Below are 16,632 nucleotides of genomic sequence, written 5' to 3'. Positions count from 1 at the left end.
GGCGTCGTTCACGAGCCGTCCCCGCGCCCGCGTAGCGCCGCCCGATCCCGGCCGGTTTGCGCCATGATGGACGCTGAAGCGACCGGCAGGGCGCGTACCGGGGACAGGAGTCAGACTTGGGCGATTTCGTCGCGTCGATCGACCAGGGCACCACCAGCACCCGCTGCATCATCTTCGATCATGACGGCGCTGCGGTGGGCCGTCATCAACTTGAACACGAACAGATCCTGCCGCGGGCGGGGTGGGTCGAACACGACCCGTTCGAACTGTGGAACCACACCGCGGCGGTGCTGGTGTCGGCGCTGAACACCACCAAGCTCGAAGCCGCCGACCTGGCCGCGATGGGCATCGCCAACCAGCGCGAGACGACGGTGGTGTGGAACAAGAAGACCGGCCAGCCGTATTACAACGCGATCGTTTGGCAGGACACCCGGACCGACTACATCGCCGCGGCCCTGGAGCGCGACGGGCACGGCGAGGTGATCCGGCGCAAGGCGGGCCTGCCGCCGGCCACCTACTTCTCCGGCGGCAAACTGCAGTGGATTCTGGACAACGTCGACGGCGTGCGCGCCGATGCCGAACGCGGCGACGCCCTGTTCGGCACCTGCGACTCCTGGGTGCTGTGGAACCTGACCGGTGGTCCGCGTGGCGGGGTGCATCTGACCGACGTCACCAACGCCAGTCGCACCATGCTGATGAACCTGGAGACGCTGGACTGGGACGACGAACTGCTGGCACTGTTCTCCATCCCGCGGGCGATGCTGCCGCGCATCACCTCGTCGTCGTCGCGACGGCGCCACGCGATCACCGTGAGCACCGGGCCGGTGCGCGGCGAAGTGCCGATCGCCGGCATCCTGGGCGATCAGCAGAGCGCCATGGTCGGCCAGGTGTGCCTGTCGGCGGGGGAGGCCAAGAACACCTACGGCACCGGAAACTTCCTGCTGCTCAACACCGGTGAGCAGATCGTGCGCTCCGACAACGGGCTGCTCACCACGGTCTGTTATCAGTTCGGCGACGCCAAGCCGGTCTATGCCCTGGAGGGGTCGATCGCGGTCACCGGCTCGGCGGTGCAGTGGTTGCGTGACCAGCTGGGCATCATCAGCGGCGCCACCCAGGTGGAAACGCTGGCCCGTCAGGTCGCCGACAACGGCGGGATGTACTTCGTGCCGGCGTTCTCGGGTTTGTTCGCGCCGTACTGGCGTTCGGATGCGCGCGGCGCGATCGTCGGCTTGTCCCGATTCAACACCAATGCGCACCTGGCTCGGGCGACGCTGGAGGCGATCTGCTACCAAAGCCGTGACGTGGCCGAGGCGATGGAAGCCGATTCCGGTGTGCACCTTGGGGTTTTGAAGGTCGACGGCGGTATCACCGCCAACGATCTGTGCATGCAGATCCAGGCCGATGTACTCGGCGTCGACGTGGTCAAGCCGGTGGTCGCCGAAACCACCGCGCTGGGCGCGGCGTACGCCGCCGGGCTGGGCGTCGGGTTCTGGAGGAGCCCCGAGGACCTGCGGGCCAACTGGCAGGAGCACAAACGCTGGACCCCGAACTGGTCGGATGACCAGCGCGCCGAAGGCTACGCCGGATGGCGAAAGGCGGTGCAGCGCACCCTGGACTGGGTCGAGCTGCCCTGAGAATGACCGCACGCAGGCGGGTGGTGCCCGGCGCGTTGGTCGTGCTGGTCGCGGCGGCAGCCGTCGGCTGGGCGTGGTGGCAGCACAGCGGCGTGTCCCGGTCCTCGGGTCCTTCGCCGACGTGGACTCCGCCGGTGCCCAGCGCCGCACCGCTGGACCCGGGTTTCGACGCCGCCCGCCGAATGCTCGACGCCCTGCCGGTCAAGGGGTGGGACCGGGCCCAGGACTTCAAGCGCTATCGGTTCGGTGAACGCTGGAGCGATGACGTCGACGTCGAGTTCGGCCACAACGGCTGCAATACCCGCGACGACATCTTGCGCCGCGACCTGACCCGAATCGAACTGCGCCGTGGCACCTGCCTGGTGCAGCGCGGCGTGCTGCACGACCCGTATTCCGGGGACACCATCGAATTCGTCCGGGGTCCACAAACATCCGAGGCCGTGCAGGTCGATCACCTGGTGTCGCTGGCCGACGCCTGGTACAAGGGGGCGCGTGTCTGGGACGACGCCCATCGCCGTGACTTCGCCAACGACCCGCGCAATCTGCTGGCGGTCAGTGCACAAGCCAACTTCGACAAAGCATTCCGCGACGCCGCCGGCTGGCTGCCGGCGAACGCCGCGTTCGAATGCGAATTCGTGGCCCGTCAGGTCACGGTGAAAACCGTGTACGGGCTGTGGGTTTCATCCCACGAGAAGACCGCGATGCATCGCGTGCTTCGGCACTGCTGAGCGGCCTAGTCCGTTTCGCCGAGGATGCCGTAGATCTCCTTGCGCGCGCCGTTGACGATGTCGACGATGCGCTGCTGCTGTTCGGGCGTGGCGGCCTGACCGGCCTGTGCGACCGCGCCGAACAACTGGCCGATCGCGGCGCGCAGATTGATCTGGCCCGGGTCGGCGCCGTCGGCGATCTCTTCCCACGGCGGGGTCTCGATCTCCGCGGCGACCGTGCGCCCGTCCTCGGTCAGCTCGAAAAGGCGCTTCTTGCCGTCGGTTTCGCTGCCGGCGATCAAGCCCTCGTCGACCAGAATCTGCAAGGTCGGGTAGACCGATCCGGGGCTGGGGCGCCAGAGTTGCTGGCTGCGTTCGGCGATCTGCTGAATGATCTCGTAGCCGTGCATCGGACGCTCGGCCAGCAGGGCCAGGATGGCGATTCGCACGTCACCGCGCCGGCCGCGGTTGCCGCGCCGGTGCCCACGGTGCCCGCCCGGACCGAAGCCGAAGCCGAACCCGGGACCGCCGGGGCCAAAACCCGGGCCGAAACCCGGGCCGAAGCCGTGCCGGAAATCAGGGCCGAATCCGGGGCCGCATCCGGGGCCACCGGGCTCGTGACCGGGACTGAAGCCGAAGGGCCCGCAGTGGTCGACGGCATGGTCGCGCAGTTGCCTGCGGAACTCCCGCCGAGCCTGCCGACGCGCGGCGTGCGCGGCCCGGCGCAGGTGCGGTGTCGCGGGTCCGAACCCGAAAACACCGGGTGGCTCGGCGTTTTCCGTGAAGGGTCCGTCGGGCGGACCGAAGGGGATATTCATTCGTCACCTCATTGCTCTCGAGCAGGAGCGCTCCTCGCTCCCGATACGTTGACGATATATCGAGAACTATCGGCGCGCAACGGAGGTTTTAAATGGGATCTGGCTGGTAACGTGATGCCAATGGAGGCGGTGGTCGATTCGGCAGGCCGGATCGTGGTGCCAAAACCCTTGCGCGACGCGCTTGGGCTGGCGCCGGGAACGGTGGTCGACATTTCCCAGTACGGCGGCGGGGTGCAGATCACGCCCGGCGGTCGCACCGCCCGACTGGAACGCGATGACACCGGGCGGTTGGTGGCCCGCAGCGACACCGTGGTCACCGACGAGGCGATGTTCGGGCTCCTGGACTCGGGGCGGCGTTGACTACTGCGAATGCGGTGGCGGTCGACACCAGCGTCGCGGTACCCCTGTTGAGCGCCAGTCACGAGCACCACGAGCAGGTGGCGGCGTGGGCATCCGGGCGGACCCTATGTCTGACCGGGCATAGCCTGGCGGAGACGTACGCGGTGCTGACCCGGCTGCCCGGTGACGCGCGGGTAGCCGCGCCGGATGCGGTGCGCCTCATCGACGAGAACTTCCGCCAACCGCTTGCGCTTTCGGCCCGCGCCGCCCGAGTGTTCCATCGGGAATGTGCCGCCAACGGCGTCACGGGCGGAGCGACCTATGACGCGCTGGTCGCATTGGCGGCTCGAGAGCACGGGGTATCCCTGGCCACCAGGGATGCGCGGGCGCGGGCCACCTATGAGGCGATGGGCGTTGTGGTCGAACACGTGTCGGTGCGGCGCTAGATTCAGCGCGTTGTGGCGTCGGCGATCACCCTGGCGGAGCGAACCCGCCCGTGCCCGGCGGCTGCCACGAGCCGGGGCCCGGCGAGAAATAGGGCATCGGCGGGCCGGCCTGCAATCGCGCCAGCTCGCGTTGGTGGCGCTCGGCGAGCACCGCCGCCAGCACCAGTTCCGGCGGGGCGTCCGGGGGCGGCGGCGGTGAGATGTGCGCGAGCACTTCACCGGAGATCCGGTAGGCCATCATCTGCCGGGTGTGCGGGTCGAGCTGAGCCGCACGGCCGAGGAATTGCCTTGCCAGTTCGGCGGATTCGGGTCGCAGCCCGGACAGCTGCAGGGTGGACGCCCACCAGGCCAGCCCGGGCGGCATCAGCGGCGGTGGCGCCGAGGCCGGTCCGCGTTCGCTGATCACCACCGTGCCGGCGAAGATGTCGCCCAGGCGTTTTCCGCGAGCCGACAGCAGGCTGCAGATCACCGCCGGGCTGCCGGTCAGCGCCCAGATCTCCACCACGCCGGCCAGCGCCCGAAACAGCGCCTGGCGGAAGCGTTCCGGGCCGCCGTCATCGGAGACCACCCGCAGCCCCATCGCCATCTTGCCCAGCGACCGGCCGCGGGTGACGGTCTCGAAGGTGACCGGGTAGCCGACCAGCAGCAGCACCCCGAAGATGATCATGATCGCGGCGGTCAAGGCGTCATCGAACTGGCCCAGCGTCATCGCCCACAGCACGATCGAACACAGGTAAGCCACCATGACGACGGTGATGTCGATCAGCGCGCTGACCGCTCGCACCGGCAGTTGGGCGATCGCGATGTCGAGAACGACGGCGTCGCCGGTCACCAGCTCGGGGCTGCGGTACGGCATAGAGCAGACGCTACGCGGTTAGGCTCGACGCCGTGGATGTCGACGCCTTCGTGCTGACCCATCGCCCCAGCTGGGATCGGCTGGAGTCGCTGGTCAAGAACCGTCACCGGCTCAGCGGCGCCGAAGTCGACGAACTCGTCGAGCTTTATCAGCGGGTGTCCACCCACCTGTCGGTGGCGCGCTCGTCGTCGACGGATTCCGCGCTCATCGGGCGGCTCTCGGGTCTGGTGGCCCGCTCACGTGCCGCCGTCACCGGCGCGCATGCCCCGCTGGCTTCGGAGTTCGTGCGGTTCTGGACGGTGTCGTTTCCGGTGGTGGCCTATCGGGCCTGGCGGTGGTGGCTGGGCACCGCCGCCGCCTTCCTGGCCGTCGCGGTGGTCATCGCCTGCTGGGTGGCCGGCAATCCCGACGTGCAGGCGGTGATCGGCACTCCCGAGGAGCTCGACCGGCTGGTCAACCACGAGTTCGCCGCGTACTACAGCGATCACCCGGCCGGGTCCTTCGCCCTGCAGGTCTGGGTGAACAACGCCTGGGTTGCCGCGCGCGCCATCGCATTCGCGGTGCTGCTGGGCCTGCCGATCCCGGCACTGCTGGTCGCCAACGCCGCCAACCTCGGGGTGGGACTCGGGCTGATGTTTCACGCCGGCCGGGGCGGGTTCATGCTCGGCCTGCTCGCCCCGCACGGGTTGCTGGAGCTGACGGCGGTGTTTCTGGCCGGCGCGGTCGGTATGCGGCTGGGCTGGATGGTGATCGCCCCGGGGGACCGGCCGCGCGGACAGGTGCTCGCCGAGCAGGGCCGCGCCGTCGTCGCGGTCGCCGTCGGCCTGGTGGTGGTGCTGGCCGTCGCCGGACTGCTGGAGGCGATGGTGACGCCGTCGGGATTGCCGACGTGGCTGCGGATCGGCATCGGGGTGGTCGCCGAGGCGGCGTTTCTGGCCTACGTGGTGTATTTCGGCCGCAAGGCGGTTGCCGCCGAGGAGACCGGCGACATCGCCGACGCGCCCGACGTGGTGCCCACGGGCTGATTCCCTCCGCCGAGCAGTCGTGAAAGCCCCCTTTACGAACGCAATTTGGGGGCTTTCACGTCTGCTCGTCGAGAAAGGGTCACAGCCGTCCGGCGGCTTTCATTGCCAGATAGGCATCGGCCAGCGCCGGCGCCAGTTCGTCGGGCGCGGCATCGATGACCTGCACACCGCTGCGGCGCAACTTCGCCGCCACTGCCTGCCGCTGGTTGCGCGAGCGTTCCGCGGCGCCGGCGTCGTAGACCGCGGCGGCGTCGGTGCGCCCGCGCGCCAAACCTTCCACCCGGGGATCAGCGACCGCGGCCAGGATCACCAGGTGTTCCGCGGTCAGTTTCGGCAGCACCGGCAGCAGCCCTTCCTCCAGCGCGGAGGCGTTCAGATCGGTCAGCAGCACTACCAGGTTGCCCCGGCGCGCCCGCCGGGACAAGGTGGCCAGCATTGCCGCAGCGTCGGATTCGACCAACGCCGGTTGCAGCGGTGCCATCGCGTCGACCAGCTGGGCGAACAGCCGGGTGCGTGACGCGCCGAACACCCCGGCCCGGCTCACCGAGTCGTGGGCGAGCAGATCGACGTGGTCACCGGCACGTAAGGCCAACGCCGCCAACAACAATGCGGCATCCATCGACCAATTCAGCCGGGGCCAGCCGGCCGGGTCGCGCGCGGTCGGGTCGACCCCGATCCGGCCCGCCGCGGTCCGCCCGGTGTCCAGCACGATGACGACGCGCCGGTCCCGCTCGGGCCGCCAGGTTCGCACCACCACATCGGAACGCCGGGCGGTGGCCCGCCAGTCGATCGAGCGCACATCGTCGCCGGCGACGTACTCGCGCAGTGAGTCGAACTCGCTGCCCTGGCCTCGCACCAGTGCCGGCAGGTTCCCGTCGATCTCGCGCAGCCGGGCCAGCCGCGCCGGCAGATGCCGGCGAGACAAAAACGGCGGCAGCACCCGCACCTGGCCGGGCACCACCCGCGAGCGTTGTCGCCCCGCCAACCCCAGCGGCCCGACCGAACGCACCGTGACCCGGTCGGCGTGCTGGTCGCCGCGACGAATCGGCCGCAGCTCGGTGCGCACCCGACGCTCCTGGCCGGCGGGCAGGTCGAGCGGGTGGGCGCGGGGCGAGGCGCAGGCACTGGGCGGCCAGGCGTCGCGCAACTGCCCGCGCAACCGGCGGTCGCCGCGCAGGATCAGGGTGGTCGGCACCGACTGGCCGAGTCGCACCGTGTGGTCCATAGACCGGGTGATGCGCAACGCGGCCGGATCGGCGGCCACGGCGATGTCGAACACCACCGCCACGGCGAGCACCACCAGCAGCACGCCGAACGCCGTCGCCGGCCAGGGAGCCAGCGCGACGGGCAGGGCGCACACCAGTGCGACCAACGCGGTGCGACCGGTCAGGATCACCAGCGCGGCACCGGAACCGAGGCCAGGATGCCGTCGAGTACGCCGTCGGCGCTGGCGCCTTCGAGTTCGGCCTCCGGGCGCAACATCACCCGGTGCCGCAGCGTGGCGCGGGCCATCGCCTTGACATCGTCGGGCGTGACGTAGTTGCGCCCGGACAGCCATGCCCAGGACCGCGACGTGGCCAGCAGTGCGGTCGCACCGCGCGGCGAGACGCCCAGCTGCAACGCCGGCGAGTGCCGGGTCGCGGTGACCACGTCGACGATGTAGCCCAGCACCTGGTCGGCGACCAGCACCTGGCGCACCGCGGCGCGGCCGGCCGCCAGATCCGCGGCGCCGGCCACCGGAGCGACCGCGGACAGGTCGTGCGGGTCGAAACCCCGAGCGTGCCGGGACAAGATGTCGATCTCGGCCTCCCGCCCGGGCAGCGGGACGGTCAACTTGAGCAGGAAACGGTCGAGTTGCGCCTCGGGCAACCGATAGGTGCCCTCGTACTCGATCGGGTTGGCGGTGGCCGCCACGATGAACATTTCCGGCAGCGGTTTGGCTGCGCCGTCCACGCTGACCTGCCCCTCCTCCATCGCCTCCAGCAGTGCCGCTTGGGTTTTCGGCGGGGTCCGGTTGATCTCGTCGGCCAGCAGCAGGTTGGTGAAGATGGGGCCAGGGCGAAAGGCGAACTGAGCGGTGTGAGTGTCATAGACCAGCGAGCCGGTGATATCGCCGGGCATCAGGTCCGGGGTGAATTGGACGCGTTTGAAGTCCAGTCGCAGCGCTGCGCTCAGCGTGCGCACCAGCAGCGTCTTCGCCACGCCCGGAACGCCTTCGAGCAACACGTGGCCGCGGCACAGCAGCGCGATCACCAGGCCGCTGACCACGGCGTCCTGGCCGACCACCACCTTGGCGACCTCAGTGCGCAACGCCAGCAGTGCCTCGCGTGCCGCCGCTGCGGCCGGATTGGGCGGGGAAGTATGTGTCACGATCCGGTGACCTGCCTTTCGATATCGTCGAGTGCCTGAGCAAGACCGACCAGTGCGTCATCTGATTCCGGCGGTGGGCCGAACAGTAAGTGCCCCACCCAGTCCGGATGCGCCCCGATGCGCTGGGCTGCCGCCGCGACCAGGGCCGGTGGATCCGGGGCAGGCCCCAACCCCAGCCGCGGGGCGAGTCGCCGCACGGTCGCGGTGCGCAGCGCGGCGGCGGCCCGGTCGCGGGCCCGTCGGGACCGGTAGAGCCGGCCAAGGCCCTCCACGGTCTCCGAGGCGCGCACGACGACCGGCATCCGCTCGGCGACCAGCGGGCCCAGCCGGCGTCCCTTCCACAACGCGGCCAGTGCCAACGCCACACAGAGCTGCCAGAACAGCCAGGTCACCTGGTTCGGGATCAGCTCGAGAAGTGTTGCGCTGCCGGAGCGTCCGCCTTCGATGTGCTGGGGTGCATACCAGACCAGCCGGTTCCGGACACCGGCCAGGTTCATCGCCAGGGCGGCGTTCCCTTCGCGGGCCAGATCGGTGTTCGTCATGAATGAGGAGCTGCCGACCACCGTGATGGTCCGGTCGTTGTCGGAAAAGCGCACCAGTGCACCGTCATAGCAGCTGCGCACCGACTTGCCTTGTACAGCAAGGTAAGTCGCGGTGGCGCCCAGGTCTACCGTCCCGGCTCGTTGGGCCTCGCGCAGGCTGCAGTCGGGCTGGCGGGTGAAGGTACGCGCCGGGCCGGAGCGGATCTCGGGTGCCAGGGCCTTACGTGCCCGCGCGTCGGGTGCCATCAGCAGCCGGTCGCCGGGCAGTTCGGCCAGCCGGCTCAGCAGCTCGTCGCCGACGATGCGCTGGGTTTCGGCCACCAGCACCAGCGCATCCGGTCGCGCCGCGCGGGTGACGTCGTCGACGGTGCCGGCGATCACCACTTCGACGCCGCGGTCACGCAACAGTGCCACCACGGCGTGCGCGCCCTGCGGACCGGTGGCATTCGGATCCATCCGGCCACCCGGGCGCGCACTGGTCAGATAGACGCCCAACGCTGAAACCGCCACGATCACAACCAAAGCCACCGTGCTCCACAGCCACGTCCGCCGGGTGAGCTTCATCGGTGCTGCCGCCGCTGCGTCGTGGATTCCACCCGCTCGTCCAGTTCGGCGACGAGCTGATAGCCCTCCGGGGTGGCCGGCAGCTCGCCGTAGCTGACGTCGTTGAACGTCTCGGCGGCACGCAGCAGCGCCTCCGCCAGCTCCGGCAGCGCCGCACCGGCGTCGCGGGCCAGTTCGGTGGCGGTGCGGCCCTGCGCCGGGTGGATCACCCCGGTTTCCTCGAGTCCGCGGGCCACCGCCCGCAGTCGGTGCCGGATCGCGTCGGCCCATTGGCCGGAAGCGGCGCAGCGCTGCGCGGTCGCGCGGTGTTCGGCGGCGCTGAGCACCGCGGTGCCGAACAACGGCCGGTTGGTGTCGCCGTCGCGCAGCATGCGCCGGCCGACTCCGATGGCGGCCACCACCGCCGCGACCAGCACGATCAACAGCACACTGATGGTGAACCATCCGCCGGGCAGCTCCGCGCCCTTGAGGATCAACCGCCGAATCAGCGTCTCGATGAAGTCGATGAACTGCTGCTTGGGCGACGGCCGCGGGTAGATCGGTTTGCTCAGTTCACGTTCGGCGGCCTCGCGAGCGGCTTCGCGATCGATGTCGACGGTGGGCACCCGGCAGTCCTCACCCCGGCGGCCGGGTCAGCCACAGCTGATCGGTCGACCCGCCGGCATACGGCCCGCTCGTCACGCCGGTCCGCAGCACCAGGTCGAACGCCTCGGAGCGGATCCGGCGATCGGTGTAGAGCAGCACCGCCACGCCGGCGGTGAACGGCAGCACGATGATCTGGCCGATGATCGAACCGATCCGGGACAACAGGCCCAGCTGCGCCGAGCCGGTCAGCGCGTCGGCGCCGTGGCTGACCGCCATCCCGGCGATGTTGAACGGGAACGCCACCGCGCTGCTGATCAGCGAGGCGATCAGCGCGGTCAGGATCATGATGCCCAACACCCGCCAGAAACTGTTGCGCACCAGGGCGAACGAGCGGCGCATCGCCTCGAACACCGGTTGACGCTCCAGCACGATCACCGTCGGCGCGAACACCAAGACCGCATAGCCGTAGCCACACGCCGCGATCAACGCCAGCACCAGCGGTAGGCCGACCAAGACGGCGGCCCCGCTGCCGCCGGCACCACCGGCGATCGCGACGACGAACGCGACGAAACCGAACAACACCGCCGCCGCCAGCCCGATCAGGGCGGTCAGGCCGATCAATGCCGCAAAACGGGTGCGGACGATCGCCCAGGCTTCCCCGACGGTGATCGGTGAGCCGAACACCGAGCGCCCGACGACGGCGGTCAGCATGCCGGTCAGCACGATGGTGCCCAGGGCGGTCGCGATGCCGGCGCCGGCGAACGCGATCATCCAGGCCGCGACGTCGCCCCCGGAGATCTCGCTGGCCGACGGCCCGGCATGCGCCGGCCCGACCGCCCGCAGCAGGCCGACCAGCGCGACTCCGCTGATGATCTGGGTGGCTACCACGACGATCGCGGTCAGCCCGAGCACGACGGCGGGGTTGGCCCGGACGTAGCCGACGGCGCCGTTGTAGATGTCGGTCAGGCTGAGCGGGCGCAGCGGGATCACACCGGGTTTGAGCTCAGGCTGCGGATAACCCGGCCCGTAACCCGGCGGGGGACCGTAACCCGGCGGCGGGCCGTAACCCGGTGGCGGGCCGTAGCCCGGCGGCGGCCCATACCCGGGAGGCGGGGGACCATAACCCGGTGGCGGGCCGTAGCCCGGCGGCGGTGGCCCATAACCCGGGGGCGGACCCCAACCCGGTGGCGGCGGCCCGTAACCGGGCGGAGGAAAACCAGGGCCGGGGTAGCCGGGCGGCGGATTCACCATGGGGCTGAGCGTAGCGTTATGCGGCATGGCGGAACTCAAATCGCAGTTGCGGGCGGACCTGACCGAAGCGATGAAGGCGCAGGACAAGCTGCGCACCGCGACCCTACGAATGCTGCTGGCCGCTATCCAGTCCGAAGAGGTCTCGGGCAAGCAGGCCCGTGAGCTGACCGACGACGAGGTGCTCAAGGTGCTGAATCGCGAGGCCCGCAAGCGGGCGGAGTCGGCGGAGATCTACACCCAGAACAGCCGCGGTGAGCTCGCCGCCGAAGAACACGCCGAGGCCCGGATCATCGCCGAGTATCTGCCCGAACCGCTCAGCGAGGCCGAACTGGCCGACGTCGTCGACACCGCGCTGGCGCAGGTGGCCGAGCAGATCGGCGAGCGCCCGCACATGAAGCACATGGGTCTGGTGATGAAGGCCGCCACCGAGATCGCGGCGGGCAAGGCCGACGGTTCCCGACTGTCGGCCGCGGTCAAGGACCGCCTCTAGTCGCCGATGGGGTCGGCGCCGATCGAGGACTACGCGCTGCTGGGTGACCTGCACACCGCGGCACTGCTGGGCCGTGACGGCAGCATCGACTGGCTGTGCCTGCCGCGGTTCGACTCACCGGCCTGTTTTGCCGCGTTGCTGCACGACGAGTCCGCCGGCTATTGGCGCCTCGCACCGGCGGCCGGCGGCCCGGCCACCCGGCGCGGCTACCGCGGCGACACCTTGATCGTCGACAGTGAATGGGACACCGACGGCGGCACGGTGCGCATCACCGACTTCATGCCGCCGCGGGGTAAGTCCGCCGACGTGGTCCGGATCGTCGAAGGCGTGTCCGGGCGGGTGCCGATGCGGATGGATCTGGCGATCCGTTTCGACTACGGCAATGTGGTGCCCTGGATGCGCCGCAGCGACGACGGGCTGATCGCGGTCGCCGGACCGGACACGGTCTGTCTGACCAGCCCGGTCACCATGCGGGGTGAAAACCTCACGACGGTAGCGGAATTCGAGGTGTCCGCCGGGGAGAAGGTGCCGTTCGTGCTGACCCACGTGGCGTCGCACCTGCTGCCCGACGCCGCGCGTTCGGAGGCCATGCGCGCGCTGGGGAAAACCATCTCGTTCTGGCAGAACTGGATCGACCAGTGCTCGTATCGCGGCCAGTGGTCCGATGCGGTGCGCCGTGCGGTGATCACCCTCAAGGCGCTGACCTACGCCCCCACCGGCGGTATCGTCGCCGCCGCCACCACGTCACTGCCGGAATGCCTTGGCGGGGTGCGGAATTGGGATTACCGCTATTGCTGGTTGCGGGATGCCACCTTCACCCTGCAGGCGCTGCTGGGCACCGGCTACGTCGCCGAGGCCAAGGCCTGGCGGGAATGGCTGGTGCGCGCGGTGGCCGGCGACCCGGCCAAGCTGCAGATCATGTATGGCCTGGACGGCACCCGCCGGCTGCCGGAGCAGACGCTGGATTGGCTGTCGGGCTACGAGGGTTCGGCGCCGGTGCGGGTGGGCAACGGTGCCGCGGGCCAGTTCCAGCTCGACGTGTGGGGCGAGGTGCTCGACGGGCTGAACCTGGCGCTGGATTCCGGTCTGGAATGCGAGGACACCGCCTGGGACATCCAACGCGCGCTGCTGGATTTCCTCGAGGGCAACTGGGACCGGCCCGACGCCAGCCTGTGGGAAGTGCGGGGCCCGCAACGGCATTTCGTGCATTCGAAGGTGATGGCCTGGGCGGGCGTGGACCGAGCGGTGCACGCGGTGCAGGCCCACGGCCGGGAAGGCCCGGTCGAGGCGTGGCGGGCGCTGGCCGAGACCATCCACGCCGACGTCTGCGAGCACGGCTTCGATACCGAGCGGGGCACGTTCACCCAGTCCTACGGCTCGGCCGGCCTGGATTCGGCGCTGCTGCTGATTCCCCGGGTGGGATTCCTGCCGTGGGACGACCCGCGGGTGGTCGGAACCGTCGACGCGGTGCAGCGCGAGCTGTCCAGCGACGGCTTCTTGCGGCGCTATGACACCGAGGACTCCGATTCCGACGGCGACGTCGACGGGCTACCCGGCACCGAGGGCGCGTTCTTGGTGTGCACGTTCTGGCTGGCCGATGCGCTGCACGGCATCGGCCGCCGCGACGAGGCCCGGGCGCTGTTCGAGCGACTGCTGGGCCTGCGCAACGACGTCGGGCTGCTCAGCGAGGAGTACGACACCGCCGCGCGCCGGCAGGTCGGCAACACCCCGCAGGCATTCTCGATGGTGGGGCTGGTCAACACCGCCCGAGGGCTCAGCGGGGAGACGACGCGGACGCGAAACCACTAGCGGTCCGGGGGAGTTCCCGCATCGATGTCGCTGGGGCCACGCCTGCTCAGTCGTGGTTGAAATGCGCCGAGAGCGCGATCAGGATCGTCACGATGACCAGGATCGCGACGATCGGAACCGCCCACGGCAGTACGTCCATCACAACGCCAGGGTAGGCCTCGTAACGGAAAAAGGCCCCGACCGGATTGACCGGTCAGAGCCGGGCCGGTAACCCAAGGGGCGCCCGCTATTCTGCTGGGCGGAAATACGGTTCAACCGTGCCGCTGAGCTTGACGACCATCGGATTGCCGCGGCGATCCTTGGCGGTAGGGACTTCCACACGCACCCAACCCTCGGCCACGTTGTATTCGTGCACATTGGTTTTCTCGACGCCGTTGAAGCGAATCCCCACGTCGCGGCGGAGCACCTCTTCGCTATAGAAGGCGCTGCGCGGATCGATGGAGAGGTGATTCGGTGGAACGTCTGTGTTCTGATCCTCGGACATGATGGCTTTCGTTGGGATGCTGCGTTGAGTTCTCGGATTTGATTCTCCAAGAACCTACGCGAGCCTGTAGTAGCGGGTTCCGCGTAGGCCTAGGCAGGCCGCGCCCGACGCCCGGACCACGACGCGAAACGGCCCCGACCGGATTGACCGGTCAGAGCCGTCTGGCTGCAACAAAATGAGTCGGGGTGGCGGGATTCGAACCCACGACCTCTTCGTCCCGAACGAAGCACGCTACCAAGCTGCGCCACACCCCGTGTGAAGCCACGACAGCGTATCGCACCGCCCCCGCAGCGACCCAAACGCGCTGCCCGTCCTGCCCCGGCGCGAGAGATGAGCACGTCACGAGTGTGCGGTTTGGCAGGCAAAATCGCCGTTCTGCTGACCAAAACGCACACTCGACGTGCCGGGCTCCCCAGCGGCGCAGGTCACCCCGCCGCCACCAGCATGAAACGCCCCACAAACCGGCGTGGGGAGCTGCAAACGCGGCCAAAACTAGGCAGACTGGCTAATAACGTCTAGCGAAGGAGCCAGATCATGACGCTGTTGGGCGGAGCGGTGTATGCCGGTTTCTTCGCACTGGCGGCGCTGTGGCTGGTAGCCACCAACCCCGACGCTCAGGCGAACGCGAAGCGGCAGGACCGCTCGAACTCGGCCAGCACCGCAGCAGGACCGGTCGGGTCCAGCCCCTGCTGTGCCACCCAGTCGTCGCAGAAGTAGGTGTCGGCGTAGCGGTCACCGCTGTCGGCCAGCAGCGTCACCACCGACCCGCTGCGCCCGTCGGCGACCATTTCGGCCAGCAACCCGAACGCGCCCCACACATTGGTTCCCGTCGAGGCGCCCACCCGCCGGCCCAGCACCGCGCTGACGTGCCGCGCCGCGGCCACCGACGCCGCATCGGGCACCGCCACCATCCGATCCACCACATCGGGTAGGAACGACGGCTCCACCCGCGGCCGCCCGATGCCCTCGATGCGCGACGACTCCTCGATCACCAGGTCATACCGGCACTGCTCGTAGGCCGGGTAGAACGCCGAATGCTCCGGGTCGACCACGCACAGCCGGGTGGCGTGCCGGCGATACCGGATGTAGCGCCCGATCGTCGCACTGGTGCCGCCGGTGCCCGCCCCGACCACGATCCACTCCGGAATCGGATGGGCTTCCTCGCGCAGCTGGGAGAAGATCGACTCGGCGATGTTGTTGTTGCCGCGCCAGTCGGTGGCCCGCTCGGCGTTGGTGAACTGATCCAGGTAGTGCCCGCCGGTGTCGGCGGCGATCCGCTCGGCTTCGGCGTAGACGTCGGCGGAATGCTCCACAAAATGGCACCGCCCGCCCTGCGCCTCGATCAACGCCACTTTGGACGCGCTGGTCGAGCTCGGCATCACCGCGACGAACGGCAGGCCCAGCAGGGCGGCGAAGTAGGCCTCGGACACCGCCGTGGACCCCGACGACGCCTCCACCACCGTGGTGCCCTCGGCGATCCGGCCGTTGCACAGCCCGTAGAGGAACAGCGAACGGGCCAGCCGGTGCTTGAGGCTTCCGGTGATGTGGGTGGTCTCGTCTTTGAGGTACAGCGCGACATCGGCATCGGCGGCCCACGCCGAGGGCAGCGGGTAGCGCAGCAGGTGGGTGTCGGCGCTGCGCCGCGCGTCGGCCTCGATCAGCCGGATCGCGTTGTCGGCCCAGCGGCGGGGATGGCCGCGGTTGGCGATCCGGGTGGTCAACTGGCCGATATGGACGGCTGCGTGGATCCGCGGGTCAGGCGTGCGTCGTCGCCGCCGGTCGGCGCGGGGACCAGAGTCAGCAGGGTGGCCTCCGGACGGCAGGCGAACCGCACCGGCGCGAACGGCGAGGTGCCGATTCCCGCCGAGACGTGCAGCCGCATCTGGGCGCCCCACTGGGAGGGCCCCTTGACCCGCGAGCGGTCCAGGCCGCAGTTGGTCACCAGCGCGCCGTAGAGCGGCACGCACAGCTGCCCGCCGTGGGTGTGGCCGGCCATCACCAGCTGGTAGCCGTCGCCGGCGAACCGGTCCAGCACCCGCGGCTCCGGCGAGTGGGTCAGCCCGAGCCGCAAATTGGCGGTCGGGTCGGCCGGGCCGGCGATGGTGTCGTAGCGGTCGCGTTCGATGTGCGGGTCATCAACCCCGGCCGCGGCGATCCGCTGACCGGCCACGTCGAATTCGCGACGGTTGTGGGTCAGGTCCAGCCAGCCGCGTTCGGTGAACGCCGCCCGCAGGTCCTGCCACGGCAGCGGGGTGCCGTAGATGCGATGCGTCGGCTTGGTCAGGTATTTCGCCGGGTTCTTCGGCCGCGGCCCGAAGTAGTCGTTGCTGCCGAACACGAACACCCCCGGCACCGACAGCAGATCGCCCAGGGCCTGCACCACGGCCGGCACCGCCTTCGGGTGGGCCAGGTTGTCGCCGGTGTTGACCACCAGGTCCGGTTCCAGACGCACCAACTCGCGCAGCCACGCCTGTTTGCGGCGCTGGCCGGGCCGCATGTGGATGTCGCTGATGTGCAGCACCCGCAGCGGCGACGAGCCCGGCGTCAGCACCGGCAGCGTCGCCTCGCGCACCACAAAGGCGTTGCGTTCGATGATCGCGCCGTAGCCGATCGCCAGGGCCGCCGGCCCGAGCGCAGCCGATGCGGCGACCAGTGACCGGGTCAGGGCGGGTGATGCAGCCATGAACGCCAGCCTACTGCGCCGCGGCAGCC

The 16,632-nt window shown here is 69.7% G+C and carries 17 protein-coding genes and 1 tRNA gene; 7 read left to right on the top strand and 11 right to left on the bottom strand.

Going from position 1 to position 16,632, the window contains the following annotated elements:
- Positions 1-116: 116 nt before the first annotated feature.
- Together glpK and AC5Y31_RS08635 are read left to right on the top strand one after the other, a co-directional pair.
- Entirely contained in the window at positions 117-1,634 is a 1,518-nt protein-coding gene (gene glpK / locus AC5Y31_RS08640; protein WP_065024559.1) for a glycerol kinase GlpK, read from the top strand.
- Between the two features lie 2 nt (positions 1,635-1,636).
- Positions 1,637-2,362: an HNH endonuclease family protein gene (locus tag AC5Y31_RS08635; RefSeq protein WP_499979602.1), complete on the top strand. Its 726-nt coding sequence runs from the start codon at positions 1,637-1,639 to the stop codon at positions 2,360-2,362.
- 5 nt (positions 2,363-2,367) lie between these two features.
- On the opposite strand, the gene AC5Y31_RS08630 is transcribed toward AC5Y31_RS08635, so the two are convergent.
- A complete protein-coding gene (locus AC5Y31_RS08630; protein ID WP_499979600.1) occupies positions 2,368-3,159 on the bottom strand; it encodes a PadR family transcriptional regulator in 792 nt (263 codons plus the stop codon).
- Positions 3,160-3,279: 120 nt separating this feature from the next.
- On the opposite strand from AC5Y31_RS08630, the gene AC5Y31_RS08625 reads away from it, so the two are divergent.
- Positions 3,280-3,519 carry an AbrB/MazE/SpoVT family DNA-binding domain-containing protein gene (locus tag AC5Y31_RS08625; RefSeq protein WP_499979598.1) on the top strand — a complete coding sequence of 80 codons (240 nt, stop codon included), beginning with the start codon at positions 3,280-3,282 and terminating at the stop codon, positions 3,517-3,519.
- The gene (locus AC5Y31_RS08620) at positions 3,516-3,944 is read left to right on the top strand and encodes a type II toxin-antitoxin system VapC family toxin (protein WP_499979596.1); all 429 of its coding nucleotides are present in this window, start codon (positions 3,516-3,518) and stop codon (positions 3,942-3,944) included. The genes AC5Y31_RS08625 and AC5Y31_RS08620 overlap by 4 nt, the downstream gene beginning before the upstream one ends.
- 25 nt (positions 3,945-3,969) lie before the next feature.
- Here AC5Y31_RS08620 and AC5Y31_RS08615 read toward each other — a convergent pair whose 3' ends face one another.
- Positions 3,970-4,800, bottom strand: coding sequence for an RDD family protein (locus AC5Y31_RS08615; protein ID WP_499979593.1), 831 nt, complete (start codon positions 4,798-4,800; stop codon positions 3,970-3,972).
- Positions 4,801-4,832: 32 nt separating this feature from the next.
- Between AC5Y31_RS08615 and AC5Y31_RS08610 the strand changes: the two genes are divergently transcribed.
- The gene (locus tag AC5Y31_RS08610) at positions 4,833-5,825 is read left to right on the top strand and encodes a stage II sporulation protein M (protein WP_499979592.1); all 993 of its coding nucleotides are present in this window, start codon (positions 4,833-4,835) and stop codon (positions 5,823-5,825) included.
- A 79-nt stretch (positions 5,826-5,904) separates the two neighbouring features.
- On the opposite strand, the gene AC5Y31_RS08605 is transcribed toward AC5Y31_RS08610, so the two are convergent.
- Genes AC5Y31_RS08605 through AC5Y31_RS08585 form a run of 5 tightly spaced genes read right to left on the bottom strand, consistent with a single transcriptional unit; the run spans position 5,905 to position 11,137 of the window.
- The gene (locus AC5Y31_RS08605; protein ID WP_499979591.1) at positions 5,905-7,221 is read right to left on the bottom strand and encodes a DUF58 domain-containing protein; all 1,317 of its coding nucleotides are present in this window, start codon (positions 7,219-7,221) and stop codon (positions 5,905-5,907) included.
- Positions 7,218-8,198, bottom strand: a complete 981-nt coding sequence (locus tag AC5Y31_RS08600) for an AAA family ATPase (protein ID WP_499979776.1) — start codon at positions 8,196-8,198, stop codon at positions 7,218-7,220. Before AC5Y31_RS08600 ends, AC5Y31_RS08605 begins: the two co-directional genes overlap by 4 nt.
- Positions 8,192-9,301 (bottom strand): DUF4350 domain-containing protein, encoded by a 1,110-nt coding sequence (locus AC5Y31_RS08595; protein ID WP_499979590.1) that lies wholly within the window; start codon positions 9,299-9,301, stop codon positions 8,192-8,194. Before AC5Y31_RS08595 ends, AC5Y31_RS08600 begins: the two co-directional genes overlap by 7 nt.
- Positions 9,298-9,906, bottom strand: a complete 609-nt coding sequence (locus tag AC5Y31_RS08590; protein WP_499979587.1) for a DUF4129 domain-containing protein — start codon at positions 9,904-9,906, stop codon at positions 9,298-9,300. Before AC5Y31_RS08590 ends, AC5Y31_RS08595 begins: the two co-directional genes overlap by 4 nt.
- A 10-nt stretch (positions 9,907-9,916) precedes the next feature.
- Positions 9,917-11,137 (bottom strand): DUF7847 domain-containing protein, encoded by a 1,221-nt coding sequence (locus AC5Y31_RS08585; RefSeq protein ID WP_499979586.1) that lies wholly within the window; start codon positions 11,135-11,137, stop codon positions 9,917-9,919.
- Between the two features lie 25 nt (positions 11,138-11,162).
- Between AC5Y31_RS08585 and AC5Y31_RS08580 the strand changes: the two genes are divergently transcribed.
- The gene (locus tag AC5Y31_RS08580) at positions 11,163-11,627 is read left to right on the top strand and encodes a GatB/YqeY domain-containing protein (RefSeq protein ID WP_065024569.1); all 465 of its coding nucleotides are present in this window, start codon (positions 11,163-11,165) and stop codon (positions 11,625-11,627) included.
- A gap of 6 nt (positions 11,628-11,633) precedes the next feature.
- Positions 11,634-13,436: a glycoside hydrolase family 15 protein gene (locus AC5Y31_RS08575; RefSeq protein WP_499979583.1), complete on the top strand. Its 1,803-nt coding sequence runs from the start codon at positions 11,634-11,636 to the stop codon at positions 13,434-13,436.
- Between the two features lie 226 nt (positions 13,437-13,662).
- On the opposite strand, the gene AC5Y31_RS08570 is transcribed toward AC5Y31_RS08575, so the two are convergent.
- The 4 genes from AC5Y31_RS08570 to AC5Y31_RS08555 all read right to left on the bottom strand — a co-directional run bounded on the left by AC5Y31_RS08570 (position 13,663) and on the right by AC5Y31_RS08555 (position 16,603).
- Entirely contained in the window at positions 13,663-13,920 is a 258-nt protein-coding gene (locus AC5Y31_RS08570) for a DUF3297 family protein (protein ID WP_065024571.1), read from the bottom strand.
- 180 nt (positions 13,921-14,100) lie between these two features.
- A tRNA-Pro gene (locus tag AC5Y31_RS08565) sits at positions 14,101-14,174 on the bottom strand.
- Positions 14,175-14,534: 360 nt separating this feature from the next.
- A complete protein-coding gene (cds1, locus tag AC5Y31_RS08560; RefSeq protein ID WP_065024572.1) occupies positions 14,535-15,641 on the bottom strand; it encodes an L-cysteine desulfhydrase Cds1 in 1,107 nt (368 codons plus the stop codon).
- A complete protein-coding gene (locus AC5Y31_RS08555) occupies positions 15,638-16,603 on the bottom strand; it encodes a metallophosphoesterase (protein WP_065024573.1) in 966 nt (321 codons plus the stop codon). Before AC5Y31_RS08555 ends, cds1 begins: the two co-directional genes overlap by 4 nt.
- Positions 16,604-16,632 lie beyond the last annotated feature (29 nt).

The organism is Mycobacterium sp. NGS18, from assembly GCF_059813185.1.
Note: the sequence above shows the minus strand (reverse complement) of the source record. Positions and strands in the feature narration are given on the sequence as shown.

Coding starts and splice junctions, on each gene's coding strand:
- AC5Y31_RS08555 (WP_065024573.1), bottom strand. CDS start 16,603: ATGGCTGCATCACCCGCCCTGACCCGGTCACTGGTCGCCGCATCGGCT.
- AC5Y31_RS08575 (WP_499979583.1), top strand. CDS start 11,634: ATGGGGTCGGCGCCGATCGAGGACTACGCGCTGCTGGGTGACCTGCAC.
- AC5Y31_RS08580 (WP_065024569.1), top strand. CDS start 11,163: ATGGCGGAACTCAAATCGCAGTTGCGGGCGGACCTGACCGAAGCGATG.
- AC5Y31_RS08585 (WP_499979586.1), bottom strand. CDS start 11,137: ATGGTGAATCCGCCGCCCGGCTACCCCGGCCCTGGTTTTCCTCCGCCC.
- AC5Y31_RS08595 (WP_499979590.1), bottom strand. CDS start 9,301: ATGAAGCTCACCCGGCGGACGTGGCTGTGGAGCACGGTGGCTTTGGTT.
- AC5Y31_RS08625 (WP_499979598.1), top strand. CDS start 3,280: ATGGAGGCGGTGGTCGATTCGGCAGGCCGGATCGTGGTGCCAAAACCC.
- AC5Y31_RS08635 (WP_499979602.1), top strand. CDS start 1,637: ATGACCGCACGCAGGCGGGTGGTGCCCGGCGCGTTGGTCGTGCTGGTC.
- AC5Y31_RS08570 (WP_065024571.1), bottom strand. CDS start 13,920: ATGTCCGAGGATCAGAACACAGACGTTCCACCGAATCACCTCTCCATC.
- AC5Y31_RS08630 (WP_499979600.1), bottom strand. CDS start 3,159: ATGAATATCCCCTTCGGTCCGCCCGACGGACCCTTCACGGAAAACGCC.
- AC5Y31_RS08615 (WP_499979593.1), bottom strand. CDS start 4,800: ATGCCGTACCGCAGCCCCGAGCTGGTGACCGGCGACGCCGTCGTTCTC.